The 20,586-nt window shown below is 41.7% G+C and carries 16 protein-coding genes; 5 read left to right on the forward strand and 11 right to left on the reverse strand.

Annotated features, from left to right (window positions below; translation table 11 throughout):
* Positions 1-71 precede the first annotated feature (71 nt).
* From QUE65_RS07905 to QUE65_RS07935, 7 genes are all read right to left on the reverse strand, one after another.
* A complete protein-coding gene (locus tag QUE65_RS07905) occupies positions 72-365 on the reverse strand; it encodes an EscU/YscU/HrcU family type III secretion system export apparatus switch protein (protein WP_286280507.1) in 294 nt (97 codons plus the stop codon).
* Positions 362-1,396 (reverse strand): hypothetical protein, encoded by a 1,035-nt coding sequence (locus QUE65_RS07910; protein ID WP_286280509.1) that lies wholly within the window; start codon positions 1,394-1,396, stop codon positions 362-364. The genes QUE65_RS07905 and QUE65_RS07910 overlap by 4 nt, the downstream gene beginning before the upstream one ends.
* Positions 1,397-1,523: 127 nt before the next feature.
* Complete coding sequence (locus tag QUE65_RS07915) at positions 1,524-1,961, reverse strand: flagellar export chaperone FliS (protein ID WP_286280511.1); 438 nt, start codon at positions 1,959-1,961, stop codon at positions 1,524-1,526.
* Positions 1,962-1,973: 12 nt separating this feature from the next.
* Positions 1,974-3,392 (reverse strand): flagellar filament capping protein FliD, encoded by a 1,419-nt coding sequence (gene fliD, locus QUE65_RS07920; RefSeq protein ID WP_286280512.1) that lies wholly within the window; start codon positions 3,390-3,392, stop codon positions 1,974-1,976.
* A gap of 80 nt (positions 3,393-3,472) precedes the next feature.
* Entirely contained in the window at positions 3,473-3,877 is a 405-nt protein-coding gene (locus QUE65_RS07925) for a flagellar protein FlaG (protein ID WP_286280514.1), read from the reverse strand.
* Between the two features lie 73 nt (positions 3,878-3,950).
* A complete protein-coding gene (locus QUE65_RS07930; RefSeq protein WP_286280515.1) occupies positions 3,951-5,612 on the reverse strand; it encodes a flagellin N-terminal helical domain-containing protein in 1,662 nt (553 codons plus the stop codon).
* A 146-nt stretch (positions 5,613-5,758) separates the two neighbouring features.
* Positions 5,759-8,008 (reverse strand): tetratricopeptide repeat protein, encoded by a 2,250-nt coding sequence (locus QUE65_RS07935; RefSeq protein WP_286280516.1) that lies wholly within the window; start codon positions 8,006-8,008, stop codon positions 5,759-5,761.
* 70 nt (positions 8,009-8,078) lie between these two features.
* Here QUE65_RS07935 and QUE65_RS07940 point away from each other — a divergent pair, with 70 nt between their 5' ends.
* On the forward strand, positions 8,079-10,166 hold the full coding sequence (locus tag QUE65_RS07940) for a tetratricopeptide repeat protein (RefSeq protein WP_286280517.1): 2,088 nt from the start codon (positions 8,079-8,081) through the stop codon (positions 10,164-10,166).
* Positions 10,167-10,180: 14 nt separating this feature from the next.
* On the opposite strand, the gene QUE65_RS07945 is transcribed toward QUE65_RS07940, so the two are convergent.
* From QUE65_RS07945 to QUE65_RS07955, 3 genes are all read right to left on the reverse strand, one after another.
* Positions 10,181-11,152, reverse strand: coding sequence for a glycosyltransferase family 10 domain-containing protein (locus tag QUE65_RS07945; RefSeq protein ID WP_286280519.1), 972 nt, complete (start codon positions 11,150-11,152; stop codon positions 10,181-10,183).
* The gene (locus QUE65_RS07950; RefSeq protein WP_286280520.1) at positions 11,115-12,128 is read right to left on the reverse strand and encodes a PH domain-containing protein; all 1,014 of its coding nucleotides are present in this window, start codon (positions 12,126-12,128) and stop codon (positions 11,115-11,117) included. The genes QUE65_RS07945 and QUE65_RS07950 overlap by 38 nt, the downstream gene beginning before the upstream one ends.
* Before the next feature lie 78 nt (positions 12,129-12,206).
* A complete protein-coding gene (locus tag QUE65_RS07955) occupies positions 12,207-14,423 on the reverse strand; it encodes a tetratricopeptide repeat protein (protein ID WP_286280521.1) in 2,217 nt (738 codons plus the stop codon).
* A gap of 520 nt (positions 14,424-14,943) precedes the next feature.
* On the opposite strand from QUE65_RS07955, the gene flhA reads away from it, so the two are divergent.
* From flhA to QUE65_RS07975, 4 genes are read left to right on the forward strand one after another with little or no spacing between them, the layout of a single operon-like run.
* Positions 14,944-17,034: a flagellar biosynthesis protein FlhA gene (flhA, locus tag QUE65_RS07960; RefSeq protein ID WP_286280523.1), complete on the forward strand. Its 2,091-nt coding sequence runs from the start codon at positions 14,944-14,946 to the stop codon at positions 17,032-17,034.
* A 23-nt stretch (positions 17,035-17,057) separates the two neighbouring features.
* A complete protein-coding gene (gene flhF, locus QUE65_RS07965) occupies positions 17,058-18,572 on the forward strand; it encodes a flagellar biosynthesis protein FlhF (RefSeq protein ID WP_286280524.1) in 1,515 nt (504 codons plus the stop codon).
* The gene (locus QUE65_RS07970) at positions 18,572-19,390 is read left to right on the forward strand and encodes a P-loop NTPase family protein (RefSeq protein ID WP_286280526.1); all 819 of its coding nucleotides are present in this window, start codon (positions 18,572-18,574) and stop codon (positions 19,388-19,390) included. The genes flhF and QUE65_RS07970 overlap by 1 nt, the downstream gene beginning before the upstream one ends.
* 49 nt (positions 19,391-19,439) lie before the next feature.
* Positions 19,440-20,135, forward strand: a complete 696-nt coding sequence (locus QUE65_RS07975; RefSeq protein ID WP_286280527.1) for a FliA/WhiG family RNA polymerase sigma factor — start codon at positions 19,440-19,442, stop codon at positions 20,133-20,135.
* A gap of 16 nt (positions 20,136-20,151) precedes the next feature.
* Here QUE65_RS07975 and QUE65_RS07980 read toward each other — a convergent pair whose 3' ends face one another.
* Positions 20,152-20,544 carry a hypothetical protein gene (locus QUE65_RS07980; protein ID WP_286280528.1) on the reverse strand — a complete coding sequence of 131 codons (393 nt, stop codon included), beginning with the start codon at positions 20,542-20,544 and terminating at the stop codon, positions 20,152-20,154.
* Between the last annotated feature and the right edge of the window lie 42 nt (positions 20,545-20,586).

The following is a 20,586-nucleotide window of genomic DNA, read 5'->3' on the forward strand; positions in this document are numbered from 1 at the left end:
ATTGTACACAAAAAACCTATATTTGTATATAATATGATACAAAAATCCTTTAACCCAAGGTAGCGTTTATCTTAATTTTTGGGTGGTTCCGGTATAGCCTTGCCATCGATCTCGTAGGCCCAGGCGAGAACCTCTGCCACCGCAGCATATAAATCGGGTGGTACTACGTCATTGAGTTTTAATTGCATCAAGAACTCAACAAGCTCAGGCTCATTGCGAGTCGGGATTCCAAACTCTTTGGCTTTTGCCAAAATGGCTTCAGCGACGTAACCCTCGCCTTGTCCGGTCACACGGGGTGCGCTGGTATTGAGCTCATACTTGAGCGCAACCGCTTTTAGAACTTTATTGGGCTGATTAGGCGTCATGGTGCTGTCTCATCATGGATTGCCACATGGGTTTGCGATTGCACCCGCTCCCGAATCTGCTCCTCCAGCATCGTCAATTGATTGGCTAATATGGCCTTGGTCTCCGAGCTGGTCTCGATGGTGAGATTAACCACCTCGCCAAATTGAGTGCCGATTACCTTGATCTTTCCTAAATGCGGTAACTCCATCTCCATGGTGATGCGAGCGCCCTTCACCACTTGCGCAGGATCTTCTGCGCTTTGCTGCCAAGCATCCTCGCGCTCAATCCGCGCATACACATTGGGCAAGACCAAACCGTACCAAGCAAGATCCCCGCGCAAGAGGAGTTTGACTGCATCGCGTACTTGGGGTGTATCCGAGTTCATCTGGCCCAATAGGGTTGTAGCTTGTTGAACCACATCCCCATCGGGCATGGTCTCGATATCTTCTGCAATCGACAGAGCAGCGGGCATGAGTAACTTCTTAATTTGCTCGCCAGCAAAGAGCCCCGAATTTTGCAGATTTTGGTACAAGACGTTCATCGCCACTCGGGGGTCAGCGGCAAGGGCTACCTCACGATTGGTTGATGGCCAGTTCACGGTTGCCGTGTTGAGCTTATTTTTTTGTGCCAAGGTGGGATCCACCTCATCGGCATCTAAGATATTCGATAACAACTGCCCTAAGGCGGCGCTTCCAAGACTATCAAGTCGACTCAGACTCGGAGCCAGGCTTGATTTGGCATCGGCTACCACCGCGGCAGTAGCCAGGTTCATTTGTGACTGGGTCTTAGAAAGCTCAAGTAGCACCGCTTGATTAATTTCAGGCTCAGCAAGTTGACTCCCTTTGAGCACCGCATTCTGAATCGCCGATTGCATCGCCGCACCTTGGTTGGTATCCGTCACGGGCAGTGGCATGTTCAAAGCCACGCGGGGATCAATCGCTTTAAGATTGTCAATGACCGATGGGGCAGCAGGTGGGTTCACCAGATCGTTTTTGTGAAACTCCACAATTGGATTGGCTGGTATTCCGGTCGTCGGTATTTGGATTGCCATCCTGACCCCTTAGGACTCACTGCGCACTCTAAGCCGGTAATTGGCGCATACCCTTATATTACGGCTAAATTAGCCGATTGTGTTATGCACCAATTAGGCTGAGTAAATAACACCGTTTAAATGCTCTTTATACGGCGACAGTACGAACTTGTTCTCCTTGGGAAATACTAGGAAAAGCGGAAGTGGGTTCCCGTGAAGCCAGAGACATCCATGCCTCATACAGCGGAGTCAATACATCCAAAACATCTTGAATCTTCTGAGGAGAACGTGTGTTACGAGCGATGATAATTTCGCTTAAAGACCACTCATAAATAACTTTCAGATTCTTTGCAACCTCTCCCCCAGATTCATGATCTAAGCATGCCAAGAGGCCTTGCTGAATTAGATCATGTGCCTTTGTGAAAGCTTCAATTGCATATTGTTCATTTTCCAAAGAAAATTTACCGATTTTTAAATGATCAAATATTCGCTCATACAGCAAAATAATAATACTTATCGCATCAGAACTATGAGCTACCGTATGATGCTTAAGATTTTCATATGCTGATGCAGACTTCATATTCATATGTACCTCTTTCTAACTATTTCTTTGACTATTAACCAAGCCCTCAAAAGCACTCGCAAGAGAATTACTTGTATTATTTAACTGAAAAAGCAATGAATTTAATGCAGAATATTGAGCAATTAAATTATTTTGGACGCTATTTAATCGATCCTGTAAATCATTTTGTCTTATTTTTAAGTTATCTACTGCTTCTTGCTCAGAGGCAATTTGAGTTTCTAACAAACCGCCTGATTTTACATACGCAGTTAGCAAGTTCTTCAGGTTATTGGCATCACTAATGAATCCAATTTCAACACCTTTTGCAAGGATTTTTTTGATACTTCCTCCGTTTGATTGGGCAAGGTTAATATTAGTATTTGCGTAAACAATTGGATCAAATTTAACACTACCATCTAATTCAAGATTAATCCCTAACGATCCAAGGCTTAAATTTTTCGATTCACCGTTTTCAGTATATGTAATTCCCTTAACAAACATGTCTTTTATTTGATTAATAAATATGAGGGTTCCAGGTGAATTTGCAAATGTACCAACAGTATTTGAATTAGCTGCGTTTGCTGTCAAAGACTTATAGGTTTTTATCAAATCGTTGTATGAAGTAATCAACTGGTCAATTAATCCTTTCGAATTATCGTTTCCATCTGATACTGAAACAGTTGCGGTTGACGTTTTAAATAGATTTAATGTAATACCACTAATAGCATCATTAATTGAATTTGTTGCTCGAGAATAGTTTACTCCATCAATAGAAAATTCAGAATCTTGAGCTAACACTGGCGACGTGATGGGCGATGAAGCTGTATTTATACCCGTCACAGTTACAGCATTATCTTCTCCTGTTTTTGTTCCCTGAATTACTAGCGCATATTTATCTAAACTAGTAGGAACAATTGTTGCTAACACCTCGACACCCAAAGAATTAATCCAATTTTTCACGTCACTTATTGTTGGGCTTGCCTTTAATGCGTTAATCGTTGCAACAGTTCCTGATTTTATTTTTGTTCCGATTGAGTTATACGTTACTCCTCCAATTGTAATTTCAAGGCCAAGGGGATCAATTGAAATTGAGCCGTTAGCAGATGAAAAACCATCTATGGTTTCTTTCGAAGCCTGAGCTAATTGATCAATCGTCAAAGCATATGTGCCCTCTATTGCATTACTTCCTGCGCTTACATTTAGTACTGAGCTATCTGAACTTGAAGCAATAAAATTACTATAACTAGTAGGATTTTGAAATGCCTTCAGGGCATCCTGAAAAGTACTGACCTTACTTTTAATTAATCCTAAATCACTAATTACAGTAGTTCGTGTGGTAATTTTTGCCTGTATAGCATTTAGTGGACGATTTTCAATTTCCATCAATTGCTGGACGATTCCTGCTACATCAAGGCTTGCACCTGAGCTAGATGGAGAAGTTTTTGATACTGACATTTCTTATCCTAATTAAAATATTTGCTGAATTAAGATAAGCAAAATCTATGCCAAATTATTGGCATAGATTTAGTTTTATGTTAGGCTCGTTGGTTCACTAATGCTGCATTCATTTGTTCAAAGCTTTGGGCTAGACGCAAAAGCTCAGCCGAGGGCAATTGACGAACCGTTTCCCCTGTAGCAGGGTTAGTTACACGAACCACGTGATAGCCGGTAATTGAATCCACTGAAAAACTAAGATCCCTTCCCATTGCTTGAACAAACTGCTGTAAATCAGCGGCGGCTTTTTCGATAGCCTCTCGGGTTGGCTGGATTGTCTGGTTGATATTCGATGGTTTGATTTCCACGCTAACAACCTGAGCAATAATTTCTGAATCAGCCTTAACTGATTGATTAGCAGATGAACTAGAAAACGAAGGGCCAGCAGTTTGCAACGGAGTTACGTTTGTTGCAACGTTTCCATTTATATTAACTGATGAACTCATTTTAATAAACTCCCATGCTAATAATTAATTAGACATAGTATGATTTTATTATCATACTACGCCTAATCTTTTCTTACTTAAGCAAAGCCAGTACAACATTTGGCATTTGGTTAGCTTGAGCTAACATAGCAGTTGCTGCTTGTTGCATTATCTGACCACGAGTTAGCTTTGCTGTTTCTGAGGCAAAATCTGTATCAATAATCGCTGATCTTGAGTTTTGCAGATTCGTACTTTGTTCACGTAAGTTTGTTGAAACGTACGACAACCGATTCATCTGCGATCCATATGTGGCACGCTGCGTTGAAATATAGTCTATCGCATTATCTGCAGCCGCCGCAGCTCGTTGGAAAGCAGCTTGCCAATCAGCTACATCATCATTAGCTGTTAATCCTCCCAAATTACCACTAGTGGTACTAGTAATACGAGTACCAAGGGTAGTCATTTGCGATGCTGCACCAGCATAGGCTCCAGAAGTAGCAGTTTGAACGTTTACCGTGTAAATATTAATGAATGAGTCGGAAGCGGGTCCACTTTGGAACTGAAGATCGCTATTGGCACCTTTGCTAACAACAAAACTTCCAGTTACGTTAGTGCCGCTATACAAACTTTGGGAGAGCGCGTTTGCAATTTGACCCGCGGAAGCAGCCACAGCATAAGTTTTTATATCAAATTGGGCGCCAAATGAGGAAAAGTCTAAGGTAGTTGTAGTATTGGCAGCAAACGTACCCAGAGTTAAAGTTTGAGCCACGGTATTACCATTGATGGTACCAGTCATTGTTACTGTACCACTGGTCATACTTGATGATATAGCATAAGTTCCAGGACCCATTCCAGATAAACGTACATCTGAAACGGTTGATGTACTTCCATTAACTGTCAAGGTTTTAATGGCAGAACTTGCAAACGTTGAGGCAATGGTCGTTCCTGTAATTGTTCCAGTGCCAGTTACAGAAATTTGCAACCCAACCTTAACTCCAAAATCACTAAAGTCTAATGTTTGACTTTGTAGAGAAGAAGTAGATGATCCGGCCCCCACAAAATTGTTTACAACAACAGTTTGGGATGTAGCATTACCATCAATTGTTCCAGTTAATGTTAAGTTTGCTCCGCTTGAGGACAAGATAAAGGCTTGACCAGCTAGCTTATTTGTGAAACTATTTGATAGAGTTGTAGTGTACGTTCCAGAACCGCCACCCAAAGTAGCAGCATTCAAAGTTCCGCTTTGTAAGAGTCCACCGGTACTGATGCTGGTAACAGTAAAAACCATATCTTTATCAGCCTCAATTGAACTATTATTAGTATCAACTGTTGAGCCGGAAGATAGTAAATTAATTTGATTAAACTGGGTTCTCGCAGCAGTCTTATTGATCTCATCATTTAGATCCTGCATTTGCGTTACGATCGCCTGTCTTTGAATATTTGACAATGAGCCATCGTATCCTTGTGTGGCTAATTGCTTTAACTTCAAAAGCATATCTTGAATTGTTGCTAACGAATTATCAGCTACCTGCAACAGGTTTGTAGCATTATTCAAATTTTGTACAGACTGATTTGTACCATTAATCTGTGATTGCATGTTTTGAGCAATAGAGAGACCTGCAGCATCGTCTTTAGCAGAATTGATTCTTAATCCTGACGATAAACGTTGCACTGACTGCGCAAGATTGTTTTGCGCATTATTCAGACTATTCTGCGCGAACAATGACGCTAAATTTGTATTAATAACTGTAGGCATTTTTCTCTCCTGTCGTAATAAGCTCTGATGATTTCCGAAAACGGAATCACTGCCCGTACTTTTACTTACGGCATTACTACGACAAGCGTTTAGTGTTTTTTATAAATATTGAAAAAAAGAATAAATATTTTTATAACTTATTGTTTTTAAACACTTTTTATCATTTCCTGATAGGCTGCCTCTAAATCATGTGCGTATTGCTGAGTCTTAAATAAGGGGCTGATATGGCGCATTTGTGCTACTTTGGCCTTTAACTGTGTGAGTTGATTGGGATCATGGGCTATCTCTATAGCTCGCTGCTCGTACTCGGCTTGACTATGCGTAATTAATTCGGGTAGGTTCATGGCAGAAAGAAGACTCGCTGAAACCCGTCCTGCAAATGCCTCCCCAGCCCATGTTAGTAAGGGTAAACCAGCCCATAAGGCATCGCTCGCTGTTGTATGCGCATTACATGGCAAGGTATCTAAGAATAAATCGGCTTGCCGATGTCTTGCCAAATGCTCGGCTAACGGCATGCGTTGAGCAAAAATTAGGCGGCTAGGATCGCCTCCCCTGTCACGAACTGCTTGCTGTAAATTTTTGACAGCTGTCGGATTGTCTGCCAATAACCACAACACGCTCCCAGAGACGGCTCCCAATATCCGCAACCAACTATCCAAGGTGGTAGGTAAAATTTTATAATTATTATTAAAACAACAAAAAACAAAGGCTGTATCCGGTAATCCAAGTTGCTCCCGGGTATAAACCGTATTAGCAATCGGGCGCTCGTCATCGTTCACTTGGTAACTATGTGGCATATAGATTACCTTCTCACTGTAAAAATGCTCATTGCCAGGAGGCACGAGCACCCGATCGGCGACTATGTAATCAATATATGGGGCGCCCATAGTGCCAGGGTAACCCAGGTAATTAACTTGAATAGGGGCTGCACGATAGGCAAAGATACTGGTACGGGCATGTTGCGTAAAGCCCTTAAGATCTACGGCAATATCAATTTGTAATTTGCGCGACAAGGCAGCAATCTCAAGATCCGATTGGCCCCGTACATCCAAAAAATGATCAAAGGCGGCTACGGCGCGTTGCCGCATAACATCAGAAGAGTCTGGGCCAAATGAAAAAGCAAAGAGTTCAAACTGAGATCGATCGTGGCACTCAAAGAGCTTAGCCATTAAAAACATCGTGGCATGATTGTGAAAATCTGCTGAAAAGTATGCTAACCGAATCTTCGGACCCCGCACTGGTGACTGGAGTGGCGGCAAAAACGAAGATAGGCTAGATGGATGCTTATCGGCAATCCAAGTTTGCGCAATTTGTTTTTGCAAAATACCAGAATCAAGTAAGGCAATTGCATGAAATGGTGGGGCAACCTTTTGACCCAATGCTGCGCGCGTTAAAAACTGGGCAAGTTGAGGTTCGAAGTTGGACCAGTCACAAAGCCTACCTTGCAAATTCAGTAAATTGCCTATTAAATAATCGTATTCAGCATTAAGTGCATGAGCTTTTATAAAACAATCTACTGCAACTACATATTGATTTAAATCATGGGCGATTACACCTTTATGATTCCAGGCTCTGGCATCAGAAGAATTTAATTGAATTACCCTATCAATTGCCAAATCTGCTAAATTATATTGACCAAGAATATGATAAGTAACTGACAAATTTAAATATGCATCTAGATAATCTTTCTTAATATCTACTGCCTTTAAAAAACAAACAATTGCATCAGATAATTTATTCACTTGCAGAAAGATGTTCCCCTTGTTAAACCACGCTTCTGCAAAGAAAGGGTTAAGTAATAGCGCTTTATCGCATGACGCAAGGGCTTGATCAAAATCCAATAGTCCCTGCAATGCTACTGCCATATTGGACCAAACTTCAGGGTAATCATTTGATCTTAGTTGGAGCGCTTTTTTATATGCTTCAATTGATTCGGAATATTTACCCGCTGCTTGCAAAGCATTTCCAAAATTTGACCAACCAAAAGCGTTATTCACATCGACATCACATGCAACTTTGAATATATTAGATGCATCTTGAATTAAGCCAAGTCGAAATAAAACAATTCCATAATTTGTTAATCCCCAAAAAGAGTTTGGATCAAGTTTGATTGATTGCTCAAAATATGGACGTGCCTGAGAAAACTTTTGTTGTAACATCAAAATTCTACCCAAATTATAAGTAATTGATGCCGAGTTAGGTAAAATTTCGTTGGCACGCAAGAATAATGACTCACTTTCAATAAATTTATTTTGATTTGAAAATAAATTTGCTAAAACCAAAATAATATTTAAATTTTTTGGGTCCCTTTTCAAGCAATTTTTCAAAAGTTCTTCAGCTTCAAATATTTTTTCTTGCTGAATTAAGTTAACTGCTCTTTGTACAATTTTATCCATAAACCTAATTTTAAATATTTGTTTTTATGAAAAACCTAATTTAGTACTATAAAATTCATATAATACAGAGATGATTGAATTGGCTCTTGTTATAGAAAACATTCGTACACTATTAAGCTCTAACAAAATTGTTGAAGCTCAAGTACTTGCTGAAAAAGCAACAGAAAACTTTCCGCAAAATTTCGATTGCTTATTCCTTTGTGGAGCCATTCATGCTCAGCTACAAAATTACCAAAAAGCAATAAAATTTCTATTCTATGCTCTAGAAATTAATCCCAAGAGTGCTATAGCACATTTTAATTTAGGTATCATTTATGAAAAACAACATCAAAACGATGATGCACTAAAACATTACGATTTGGCAATCGAATTCCAAGCAAATTTTCTTGAGGCTTATTTTAATCGAGCAAAAGTTTATTTGAAGAAAGAACAGCATCGATCAGCAATTGAAGATCTTCAAACGGTACTATCAATTAATCCTAACTTAGCCCAAGCGTATGGACTCATAGGCAATATAAATAAGCATATTAAAATTTTTGACCAAGCTATCGATTTTTATACTAAGGCCATTGAACTCGATCCTTATCTTCTAGAAGCCTTCTTCAATCGTGGAAAAGTTTATTTTGATCAAAGAGCTTTTGATTTAGCTATAGAGGATTTTTTCAAAGTTATATCTCTTAATCAGCAATTTATAGATGCATACTATTTTCTGAGTATTTCATATAAAAATCTTCAGATATATGAAAATGCTCTTCATTATCTTAACTTAGCATTACAGCAAAATGAAAATCATACTAATTGCCTTATTGAGCGATCAAATCTCTATATTGAGCAGAAGAAATATGAACCTGCTTTAATAGATCTAACCAAGTTAATTAATCTTGACCCGATGTTAGCTGAGGCACATCACAATCACGGATTGGTACTTGAAAAACTATTTCAGTTTGATGATGCGAGGAACTCTTACTTAAAAGTTTTATCTTTAAAACCAACTTCAGCTGAAACTTATAACAATCTTGGCAATGTATCACGTGAACTTGGTAAATTTGATGAGGCGATTAGATATTTTGAAAACGCAATATCAATTCGACCAGATTATTCTGAAGCATATAATAATTTAGGTTGGACATTACATACAACTAGAAACCTCAGCCTTTCAATTGAAAATTTAATGAAGGCAATTGATCTAAATGAAAATTTATCTGAAGCTCACGTAAATCTTGCTTTATCTTATTTGGCGCAAGGTAATTATTCAAACGGCTTTTTAGAGTATGAATGGCGAAAGAGATTATCTACTGTTAATTATCGTAATTTATCTTCTCAATTATGGTTAGGTGACGAAGATATTATGAATAAAACAATTTTTGTTTATTATGAACAAGGTTTAGGTGACACCATACAATTTAGTCGGTATTGCGTAATTCTGGCAAATTTAGGTGCAAATGTAATTCTTGAGGTTCAAAGTTCGTTATTTCAATTATTTCGATCACTTAAAGGGGTAAATTATTTAGTGGCCTCTGAAAACATAATCCCCCATCATGATTTCCACATACCGATGATGAGCCTGCCATTGGCTTTAAAAACAAACCTTTCCTCCATTCCTCGCACAACCCCATACATCGAAGCCTGCCAAAGTAAGGTCAAAGAGTGGTCAAGACGATTGGGCGAGCATACAAAGCTGCGTGTTGGACTTGTATGGAGTGGCGGATATAGGCCGAATCAACCTGAATTATGGTCTGTAAACAAAAGACGAAATATTTCTTTTCAAGAAATTTCAAAAATTAATAACCTGGATATTGATTTTTATAACTTACAAAAAGGTGAGCCTGCTGAATCTGAATTAAAAACGCTAAAAAAATCTTTTTGGTCATCAGATAATTTTATTGACTTCACAAATGAATTAAATGATTTTTCAGATACTGCTGCCTTGATAATGAATCTAGATTTATTAATTTGCGTTGATACTTCTGTTGCTCATCTAGCTGGGGCTTTAAATAAACCTGTCTGGCTTCTAAATAGATTTGATACATGTTGGCGCTGGTCAAATCAAAGCCAATCATTGTGGTACCCATCAATAAAAATCTTCACCCAACAGAAGAATGGTGATTGGACTCATGTTATCAATGACGTAATTTCGGAACTCAAACTACTTAAATGAATTAAACTTTAATATTAATAAATTTCACTTTTTTTGATTAAATACTTGATTAGCTCATCACAAAAAAAAGGAAAATTAAAGTCATAAAGCATTTTTTTTCGAGATTCCTCAATTTCTTCTATTGGATTTGAATTCTCATTAAGGTGCGCATCAATGATTTTAATTGTTTCATCAAAATTTTCTATATTTATTGGAATAACAATTTTATTTGAAAAATATTGTCCTATTTCAGATGCGCCGGCATAAAAAACAATACATCTTGCTAGTAAGGGGTCTGATAATTTTTCTGTCCAATAATGCGGATAAATGGAATTTTCTATGGCAATATGATATTTATAATGAACAAGTCCATCTCTTTTATCTGGAATGGGGTTGATATCTGATCCAAACAAATCTAACTTATCACCGTAATAATCTTTTAGTTGATGAGTAAATGCAAATCTTTTTTTATGGCCCGGTAAAAATAACTTAGATGATGTTATGGTTGATATAAGTTTATTCTTTTCAGGGAACGCCTCAGATTGTATTTCATCAAAGTAAAGCCATGAATTACCTGGGGTATGGTTTTTCATTGAAATTCCGTACCACCAAAATAGTCCTGTTGTAACCGAATTAACTTGAAATCCAGAAAAGTTAGATATCGTGTAAGGAGAAACTACACAACCAAATTGATCCAGAAAGTTTGGCTCTGGACTCCAAAAATCCGGCGTCTCCATCATAAAAAATATTCTTTTTTCCTTGGGGATAGCGGTTTTTATTACTGGCGGTGGGGGTGTTAAACAAATAAGCCAGTCTCCAAGGAACTCACCGTTTATCGGGGGAATAAAAATACAATTCCCAACTTGTGAATTACCCAATGGCCATTTTCCAGGCCACTGCCGATATTCCCAGGGGGAAATTGGTTTACTTATATCTCGAGCGATACAAACTACTTGGATACTCATCTGATTAAAATTTTCCCCATGGCCGATAAATACAATTTTCATAAAAATTGATGTATTTAGGAACCAAATGTTCTGAAAACGACTCGATAACTTTAAGTATCCAACTAAGCATATTGTTAATGTCTGTTACCTGACTTCCCAATTCAATTATCGACTGCTCAGCAGGGGTAAATAAATTTTTATGTTTGTTATAGTCTTCTGCAAATGATTGCATATAACTATATAAAGAAAAAATTGCGGCTTCTTCTAATTCGCCCCTTGAAGTTGGTGATTGTCTTCTGAGAATTAAAATAAACGAATCAATTCCGAGAAAAAATTTAATAAAGTAGGCAGCTCGATCGCTAACACCGCCCTTTTCAAATAAACTTTTTATTCGATTAGATATATCTATTTCGCTGCCATTCCAATTATTGTTATCGTATACATAAATGCTTGAATGATCTACTTGAAGAATGCCTGATGATAAATATGCCAATACGATAGCCCAATCGTAATATCCGGTTTTTACAGGATGAAATTCTTGACAAAGAAAATTTATATCAAGAGAAATATCCCTTCGTATGAAGCTGTAGAGCGTATTATTGTTTCCTTTTGCAAGCTCAAAGTATTTTTGTATTCGATCTTTTGCGGTACGTTCCGTAATAGCAAAGTTACTACCAGCAGTGACACCACTATTTTTGTCCCAAACTATGATATTAGGACGCAATCCAATTGTTAATGGATTGTCAATTCTGGTCATCTGAGCTTTTGTTGAAATAATGAAATCATCATCCCCCATGAACGCAATAAATTTTCCTGAGGATAATTTGGCAGCATTTAGCCAATTTTGGGTTTCACTTAACGAATGGTCCGCGTGGTAACTAAATCTATCTGTAATTTGTTGTCCAAATTTTTCTGATTTCAACAAATCACCAGAATTATCACTTACAGAAAAATCTGTATCTTTATTTAACTTGATATAAGTTAATGCTGATTCAATAGATCGCTGAGAATTTCCCAATGGGCGATTAGAGGGCATGCATATTGACCTATAGACTTCATCCATAATTTTTACCTGCCAAATTTATGATACTTCGTAAGTATTTCAGTAAAATTTTTAAACACTTTTTATCATTTCCTGATAGGCTGCCTCTAAATCATGTGCGTATTGCTGAGTCTTAAATAAGGGGCTGATATGGCGCATTTGTGCTACTTTGGCCTTTAACTGTGTGAGTTGATTGGGATCATGGGCTATCTCTATAGCTCGCTGCTCGTACTCGGCTTGACTATGCGTAATTAATTCGGGTAGGTTCATGGCAGAAAGAAGACTCGCTGAAACCCGTCCTGCAAATGCCTCCCCAGCCCATGTTAGTAAGGGTAAACCAGCCCATAAGGCATCGCTCGCTGTTGTATGCGCATTACATGGCAAGGTATCTAAGAATAAATCGGCTTGCCGATGTCTTGCCAAATGCTCGGCTAACGGCATGCGTTGAGCAAAAATTAGGCGGCTAGGATCGCCTCCCCTGTCACGAACTGCTTGCTGTAAATTTTTGACAGCTGTCGGATTGTCTGCCAATAACCACAACACGCTCCCAGAGACGGCTCCCAATATCCGCAACCAACTATCCAAGGTGGTAGGTAAAATTTTATAATTATTATTAAAACAACAAAAAACAAAGGCTGTATCCGGTAATCCAAGTTGCTCCCGGGTATAAACCGTATTAGCAATCGGGCGCTCGTCATCGTTCACTTGGTAACTATGTGGCATATAGATTACCTTCTCACTGTAAAAATGCTCATTGCCAGGAGGCACGAGCACCCGATCGGCGACTATGTAATCAATATATGGGGCGCCCATAGTGCCAGGGTAACCCAGGTAATTAACTTGAATAGGGGCTGCACGATAGGCAAAGATACTGGTACGGGCATGTTGCGTAAAGCCCTTAAGATCTACGGCAATATCAATTTGTAATTTGCGCGACAAGGCAGCAATCTCAAGATCCGATTGGCCCCGTACATCCAAAAAATGATCAAAGGCGGCTACGGCGCGTTGCCGCATAACATCAGAAGAGTCTGGGCCAAATGAAAAAGCAAAGAGTTCAAACTGAGATCGATCGTGGCACTCAAAGAGCTTAGCCATTAAAAACATCGTGGCATGATTGTGAAAATCTGCTGAAAAGTATGCTAACCGAATCTTCGGACCCCGCACTGGTGACTGGAGTGGCGGCAAAAACGAAGATAGGCTAGATGGATGCTTATCGGCAATCCAAGTTTGCGCAATTTGTTTTTGCAAAATACCAGAATCAAGTAAGGCAATTGCATGAAATGGTGGGGCAACCTTTTGACCCAATGCTGCGCGCGTTAAAAACTGGGCAAGTTGAGGTTCGAAGTTGGACCAGTCACAAATATGTAATTGAGTGTAAAAGGCCGTTCCCTCTACGTATTCATAGGTTGGTTTTAAATCAAGGGCGCGCCGATAATTTGGCAAGGCCAGTTCGTGTTGTCCAACATTAACAAATAAATTTGCACGATTATGGTATGGTTCAGCATAAGAATCTTTTAAATCAATTGCCCGCTGAAAATCAGCTAAAGCATCATTAAATTTACCCATTTTTTCATGGACATTACCACGATTATTATACGCTTCAGCATAGTCAGCTTTAATCTCTATAGCCTTGTCTAAATCTTGCAGTGCCAAAGGATAGTGTTGGAGTAAGTAGTACAAATTACCACGATTATTAAATGGCTCTGGGAAAGTATTTTTTAATTCTATTGCTTTGTTGTAGCAATTAATTGCCTCCTGAAACTCACCAAGTTTTTGATAGGCATTTCCAAGATTATTAAATCCTTGAAAAGATTTTGGATTACCAGTTAAATACTTTTTGTATTCCTCAACAGCAAGTATTGTCTGACCTATTTCCTGATAAGAACCGGCTAAATTATAAATTGCATCTGCAAGATTTGGATTTAACTCGAGTGCTTTTTTAAAAAAATTTACAGCCTCTTCAGGCTTTCCGGATTGATGTAAAGCCATACCAAAATTACTGTAAACAACTGCTTCCGCTGGATTTACCTCTATTGCCTTTAAAAAATATGTGAATGCCTCTTTATAGTCATGGTTATCCGCAGCAACACAGCCAAGTAAATGAAGAGCATCGAAATGGTGCGGATTATCCTTAAGCGCATCAAAATAAATTTTTGCAGCATCTATTAATTTCCCTTCCACGTGAAGAGAAAAGGCTTTTTTAACTAAATCATCAGCAGAATTCGTTTTTATTTTTTTTTGAAGGCGAGAATTCTCAAGCTGTGAGAATTTTCTCTTTAAATGTTTCATTGGTAGCTTGATGTGCGTAGTTTTTATATAAATTCTGAAATCTTATAAGCTCAATCATAATCTGTAATGTTGTCTTACATAAAATTGTGTATGCATAATGATTTAATCCAAGCTGAGTAAATTTCGGACCAGTTAAGTTTGTATGCTCACACGTAGATATTAAAAAGAATAAATATCTTTTAGATTTATGGTTAGTCAATTGATTCTCTGGTAAAGCCAACGACTAATAAATTGCACCAAATTAGATCATATTGAGTACATCTAATTTTGGGAGAATGAAAGGTTATGTCATTGATATATTGACCTCAAGACTGAGGACTTCCTAACCTAGGAAGTCTTTTTCTTAGCAATTTCCCTAAGAAAATCGGTATCTTATCGGCAAATATTGCCTAAGTTGTTTACATTTTTTCCTCATATGGGTATATTTAGGGCAAATTTTGCATTTATTGGCAGATTTAGTACTTTTTTTGTTTTTTGAGGGGTCTTATTTGCGTAATTTAAGGGTTAATACCTATCTCTTATGAATATCTTAGGTATAGAGACAGCCAAACTACCTAGTCCATCTGCCCAGGGCGCTATACCTGTCCTTGTTTTACTCGTTTTAATCATGATGCTGGTGCCATTACCAGCTGTGATGCTCGATGTGCTCTTTACCTTCAACATCGCCTTATCAATCATCGTTTTATTTACTGCCATCAATATCAAATCCTTTAAGGATTTTGTGGCGTTTCCAACGGTTTTACTACTCACCACCCTATTACGACTCTCTCTCAATGTGGCTTCCACCCGAGTAGTGCTCTCCGAGGGCTATCAAGGCACCGATGCAGCCGGTAAGGTAATTGAAGCGTTTGGAGTGTTCTTAATTAGCGGTAACTTTGCAGTTGGTATCGTGATCTTCATTGTGATCACCATCATTAACTTTGTGGTGATTACTAAGGGCTCGGGGCGTGTCGCTGAAGTCTCAGCCCGTTTTGCCTTGGACTCGATGCCCGGTAAGCAGATGGCAATTGATGCGGATTTGAATGCCGGCATCATTCAGCAAAATGAGGCTAAGGCCCGCCGAGCCGAGGTTGCTCAAGAAGCTGACTTTTACGGCTCAATGGACGGTGCATCCAAATTTGTGCGCGGCGATGCGATTGCCGGCATCATGATTTTGGTGATTAATTTAGTCGGCGGTTTATTGGTTGGCGTGTTCCAACACGACATGTCATTTAGCAAAGCACTCTCTACCTTTGGTGCGCTAACCATTGGTGATGGTCTTGTAGCGCAAATTCCAGCACTCATCATCTCCACCGCTGCGGGTATTTTGGTAACCCGCGTTGCAACCGAAGACGATTTCTCGGGCCAGGTATCAAAGCAGTTCCAAGCCAATAGCAATGCGCTAGCGGTGGTGGCTGGTGTTTTTGGGGTCTTGGGTGTCATTCCTGGAATGCCCCACTTTATCTTCATTACCTTTGCCGTTCTTTTTGGGGGCTTATCTTATTTAGCGCACCAACGAACCATCAAACGGGAAGAAGAGGCTGCGGTAGCAGCTCGTGCCATACCGGTTCGTGAAGAGTTGGAATGGAAGGATGTGCCCATTGTTGAGCCTCTGTGCTTGGAGTTGGCGTATCGCTTGATACCACTGGTTGATCGCGGCGATGAGAGTGATCTCATTAAACGTATCAAAGCGATTCGTCGCAAGTTCGTAACCGAGGTTGGGTTCTTAATTCCGTCGGTGCATATCCGGGATAACTTGCAACTACCGGCTGAGAACTATCGCGTCTTACTTTATGGTGCGGAGATTGGTCGCGGCCAATGCTTACCCGATCGCCTATTAGCAATTCAACCGAGTGGTGCCGAAGTGATTAACGGTATTGCCGTCAAAGACCCAACCTTTGGCATGCCCGCGGTGTGGATTGAGCGCTCCCAACGCGATGATGCCATTACCAAAGGTTGCACCGTGGTCGAGCCTGCGGTGGTGTTAGCAACGCACTTAGATCATTTAATCCGCCAACACGCGAGCGAGTTACTCGGTCGCCAAGAGACCCAAGATCTCTTGGATCACTTCAAGTTGAGCTACCCCAAGCTGGTTGAGGATGTGATTCCGAAGGTGGTAAGTGTTGCCACCCTCCAGCGGATTTTGCAAATGCTCCTGGATGAGAACGTCCCCATTAAAGATTTGCGCACCATCATCGAGGTTGCGAGCGAGCACCCCGATAAGCTATCCAACCCCATCGATGTCATGCCCTTCATTCGCTATGCCCTGCGTCGCACCATCGTGCAAGAGACTTTGGGTGAGGGGCCCAACTACCAGGTCTTGGGGATTCAGCCGGAGTTTGAACGCCTCATTGAGCAATCGATTGGCGCTGGTGCAATCGCTCCGGATGGTGTGATTGAGCCCTCCTTGGCACGCCTATTTGGAGAGGAAGTCATTAAAGGCGTGCAAGAAATGGAAGCCAATAATTTACCGCCAGTGATTGTGAGTGGTACCCGCACCCGCATGACTTTTGCCAAGATTGCCAAACGGGTTTGCCCGCAAGCCATCGTCCTGGCACTGGGCGAACTCCCCCCCAGCGCGAATCTGAGCTTTTACCGAGTAATATGTAGTCAGGCAGGCCAAACCAACTAAAATCCCTGTATAACGGAGTACATATGGGTCCCCAAAAATTCACCGCCTCAAACACTGCAGAAGCCTTAAAAAAGGTTCGCCTCGAGATGGGTGCCGATGCCATGATTTTGTCGACAAGCGACACTGTCAATGGCGTTGAAATTGTGGCCATCACCCCCCAAGATTTAGCCAAACTCTCCTCCGGAGGATCTGGCTCAGGCGGTCGCCCCCGCGATCTCGACCCCGAAGTGGAAATTGCCCCAAGCTTTGCCCAACCCGCTAAATTAAGTGCGGCTCGCAATATCCCCAAGCCCAGCACCTTCGCCACAGCTGATCCCAGCAACAACGCTGGCTTTAAGCGCGTGGAGTTCCCCAGAATTTCCCCTTCTTCCGCCAACATCAGCTCGGGAGATAGTTTTAAGCCGGCTTTTTTTGAGTCCTCGCAGCGCATTCCTGCCAGTGAGGCTAAATTTGTAGGTGAGGGTTCGGAGGAAACGCCAGTTACGCCCAAATCATTCAATGGCAGCCATCGCAACGGCGCTGCTGAAGCAAGTCCGAACCCAAAAACCATTGCTGAGCTTGCAAACTCACCGCGTGTTGAGAAGCTCCTCTCCGAGATTGGTGAGGTGAAGAACTTATTGCAATCGCGTGTGGCTGGTAATTTTTGGGGTAATTTGCAGCAAGAGAAAGCTCACCTCACCGAGGTCATCAAGCATTTACTCAATACCGGCTTCTCCCCCCAGTTGTGCGCAGACATCACCCGTCAACTTCCAGAGACCTCGGATCTTCCCACCCTCTTACAGAATGTGCGCGATCAGATCAAGGGCATGATCAAAACCGTTGATGCCTTTGCGACCTTTGATAAAGGCGGGGTGTTTGCATTCATTGGACCCACTGGGGTCGGCAAAACCACCACGGTAGCTAAGATTGCAGCACGTTGCGTGTTGCGCTATGGACGCAATCAAGTCACCCTCTTAACGACCGATACCTATCGTATCGGCGCCCAAGAGCAGTTAAAAGTATTTGCCAAGATCTTGGGACTTACCGTGACCTCTTTGCGTGACGGCGAAGACCTCTCAACCAAACTTAAAGAACTCTCAGGGCGCAAGATTGTTTTACTCGATACTGCTGGCGTTAGTCAGCGCGACACCCTGATGCTTGAGCAATCCAAGACCTTGCAAGATGGCTCACAAAATGCGTCGCGGATCTTGGTGATGAGCTCGACAACCGATTTAAGAACGCAAGAAGAAGTGATTAAGCTACATAACCAAGCAGCTCAAAAGAATGGGGCTGGCAAGATTGATGCGGCGGTCATTACCAAGATTGATGAAGCGGCCCACGTGGCACCTGTGGTCGATAGCATTATTCGGCACGATATGCCGCTCTTATTTATCTCCAATGGTCAGCGTGTACCCGAAGATTTGAGCTTGCCTGATCTTGATTACTTAAGTCATCGCGCCGTTCAAGCACGAGCATTCTCTGAAGATCTGTCTTACAGCGATGATCAAATCCCAGCCATCTTCTCCAATAACTTGGGTGATTGGATCAAAACCTCCTAATGACTGAGAGCGTTTCACAATCAGGCGTTGATCAAGCCGAGGGCCTGCGCTCCATCTTTGGCGCTGAATCCAGTTGTGTGGTTTGCTTAGCCAGCGCCCTTGATGTCGATACGACGATTCATTTGGGGCATGGCACTGCGCATGCCCTGAAAAATGGGGGTCATAAGACTTTGCTGCTAGATGAGTTTGGCTTATCCGAGCGGCGCACCATGGCTGGTTTTTTATACCCCACTCGCTACGATCTGGCCCAAGCCTTGAGTAACGCTGTTCATCTCTTAAAAGTAGTTCGTAATGTTGAGGATCACTTTTGGTATGCCACGGCAGCTAAGATTCGAGCGCTGCACGCCCGTCGGCAAATTAAGCTACCCACTTTGGATGAGCGACTTTTGCAAGCGGGCTTGAGCATCGATTACATCTTGGTACCCACCACCGATCCGAATGCCACCATCTTGTCCTACTATGGTCATCAAATTAAACGCTTTGTAGTGAGCTCGCCCGATCACGAATCCTTGAGTCGAGCCTTAGCCATGGTGCGCGAGATGTGCGTGTTTCAGACCAATGAAAGTTATCCGGTGTTAATCATTGGTGGCGCCTCCGAAGAAGAGGGGCAAGCCGCCTTTCAAAAATTAGCCGAGGCTTCACAAACGGTCTTGCATCAAGCGCTGCACTTTGCCGGTTGGATTCGAGCGTTTATGTCAAGTCGCATTGTGGTGGATCCCGAAGATAACGAAATCAGTGTTCCGGTAGCGGGCCCCGTGAGCGAATTTGTTCTGCCCGTGGAGTTTTTCAAAACGATTTCCGCCAAAATAACGGCTTAGGTTCATTTCTGCCGTATTATTGGCCTACCGTTTTTATTACCGTATTGGCATGCCCCCACGCACTCCCACTGCCTATCAGGCGCTTGACCTCAATGAGGCCATTACCACCCATTTACCGCTGGTAAAACGCATTGCCTATCAGATTGCATCGCGCTTACCCCCGAATGTTGAAATCGATGATTTGGTGCAAGAGGGCTTAACGGGTCTACTCGATGCACTCAAGCGTTACGAACCACAACCAAATCTGAACTTTGAGGTCTATGCGCGCACCCGGATTCGGGGGGCGATTTACGATGCCTGTCGACGCAACGATATCCTGCCGCGCAACCAACGCGATGATCTCGTCCGTCTTGAAAAAACTACGCGCTCTCTTGAGCAGACCCTCGGTCGTCATCCTACCGAGATCGAAGTGGCCGATGCCTGTGAAATGAGCCTTGATCAATACCATGAGGTGATGGGGACCATGGTCAATCTCATGCCCTTGGATGATCTCTCCGAAGAAATGCTCCCCGCTGATCTAGGTTCTGATCCATTGCAAGCAGCATCGATGCGGCAGTTTGCTGATCGCATTGCATCGATTCTTGAGGGCCTACCTGAAAATGAACGGTTAGTAATGGCGCTGCATTACCAAGAAGACCTATCCTATCGCGAGATTGCACAGGTCATGAACCTAACGGCTGGGCGCATTAGCCAAATCCATACCCAAGGAATGATTCGGATTCGGGCGAAGCTGAAAATTCGCTAAGGTCTTACCTTACGCCTTAAGCCTTTCGAGATAACACCCCACCCACCGCACCAGGCACCTCGCCGTCACTGCCGTAGGTTGCTCCTGGCGCTTGTTGGGCGATGAAGGATTGCATGGCGGCACTGCGTTGCATGGCTAGACGAATCAAATCGCCATTAATTTGGTGATCGACCGATGCTTGATCGAGTAATTGATGCAAGATTTGTTTTTGCTCTTCGGGGTATTGATTGATATCGGCTTTGAGTTTCTCGGGTCCTTCGGGATAACCATTGATTAACTCCAACGCAACCCGGGTTTGCTCAAGGGCATCGGGCAATGCATCCATATTGTTGGTTTCCAGTGTTTGGCGCAGACGAGCAACGGCGGCGGCAATTTGTTGTAAAAGCGACTGGAGTTCAGCAAAGGTCATAGCGATGAAGGAATCAATGAAGTTGGCGATAGCATACGCTAA

The sequence above is a fragment of the Polynucleobacter sp. HIN8 genome, from assembly GCF_030297615.1.
Classification (GTDB): domain Bacteria; phylum Pseudomonadota; class Gammaproteobacteria; order Burkholderiales; family Burkholderiaceae; genus Polynucleobacter.

Bases quoted from the DNA above. Each gene is read 5' to 3' on its own strand.
- QUE65_RS07905 (WP_286280507.1), bottom strand. From the start codon at position 365: ATGACGCCTAATCAGCCCAATAAAGTTCTAAAAGCGGTTGCGCTCAAG.
- QUE65_RS07910 (WP_286280509.1), bottom strand. From the start codon at position 1,396: ATGGCAATCCAAATACCGACGACCGGAATACCAGCCAATCCAATTGTG.
- QUE65_RS07915 (WP_286280511.1), bottom strand. From the start codon at position 1,961: ATGAATATGAAGTCTGCATCAGCATATGAAAATCTTAAGCATCATACG.
- fliD (WP_286280512.1), bottom strand. From the start codon at position 3,392: ATGTCAGTATCAAAAACTTCTCCATCTAGCTCAGGTGCAAGCCTTGAT.
- QUE65_RS07925 (WP_286280514.1), bottom strand. From the start codon at position 3,877: ATGAGTTCATCAGTTAATATAAATGGAAACGTTGCAACAAACGTAACT.
- QUE65_RS07930 (WP_286280515.1), bottom strand. From the start codon at position 5,612: ATGCCTACAGTTATTAATACAAATTTAGCGTCATTGTTCGCGCAGAAT.
- QUE65_RS07935 (WP_286280516.1), bottom strand. From the start codon at position 8,008: ATGGATAAAATTGTACAAAGAGCAGTTAACTTAATTCAGCAAGAAAAA.
- QUE65_RS07940 (WP_286280517.1), top strand. From the start codon at position 8,079: ATGATTGAATTGGCTCTTGTTATAGAAAACATTCGTACACTATTAAGC.
- QUE65_RS07945 (WP_286280519.1), bottom strand. From the start codon at position 11,152: ATGAAAATTGTATTTATCGGCCATGGGGAAAATTTTAATCAGATGAGT.
- QUE65_RS07950 (WP_286280520.1), bottom strand. From the start codon at position 12,128: ATGCCCTCTAATCGCCCATTGGGAAATTCTCAGCGATCTATTGAATCA.
- QUE65_RS07955 (WP_286280521.1), bottom strand. From the start codon at position 14,423: ATGAAACATTTAAAGAGAAAATTCTCACAGCTTGAGAATTCTCGCCTT.
- flhA (WP_286280523.1), top strand. From the start codon at position 14,944: ATGAATATCTTAGGTATAGAGACAGCCAAACTACCTAGTCCATCTGCC.
- flhF (WP_286280524.1), top strand. From the start codon at position 17,058: ATGGGTCCCCAAAAATTCACCGCCTCAAACACTGCAGAAGCCTTAAAA.
- QUE65_RS07970 (WP_286280526.1), top strand. From the start codon at position 18,572: ATGACTGAGAGCGTTTCACAATCAGGCGTTGATCAAGCCGAGGGCCTG.
- QUE65_RS07975 (WP_286280527.1), top strand. From the start codon at position 19,440: ATGCCCCCACGCACTCCCACTGCCTATCAGGCGCTTGACCTCAATGAG.
- QUE65_RS07980 (WP_286280528.1), bottom strand. From the start codon at position 20,544: ATGACCTTTGCTGAACTCCAGTCGCTTTTACAACAAATTGCCGCCGCC.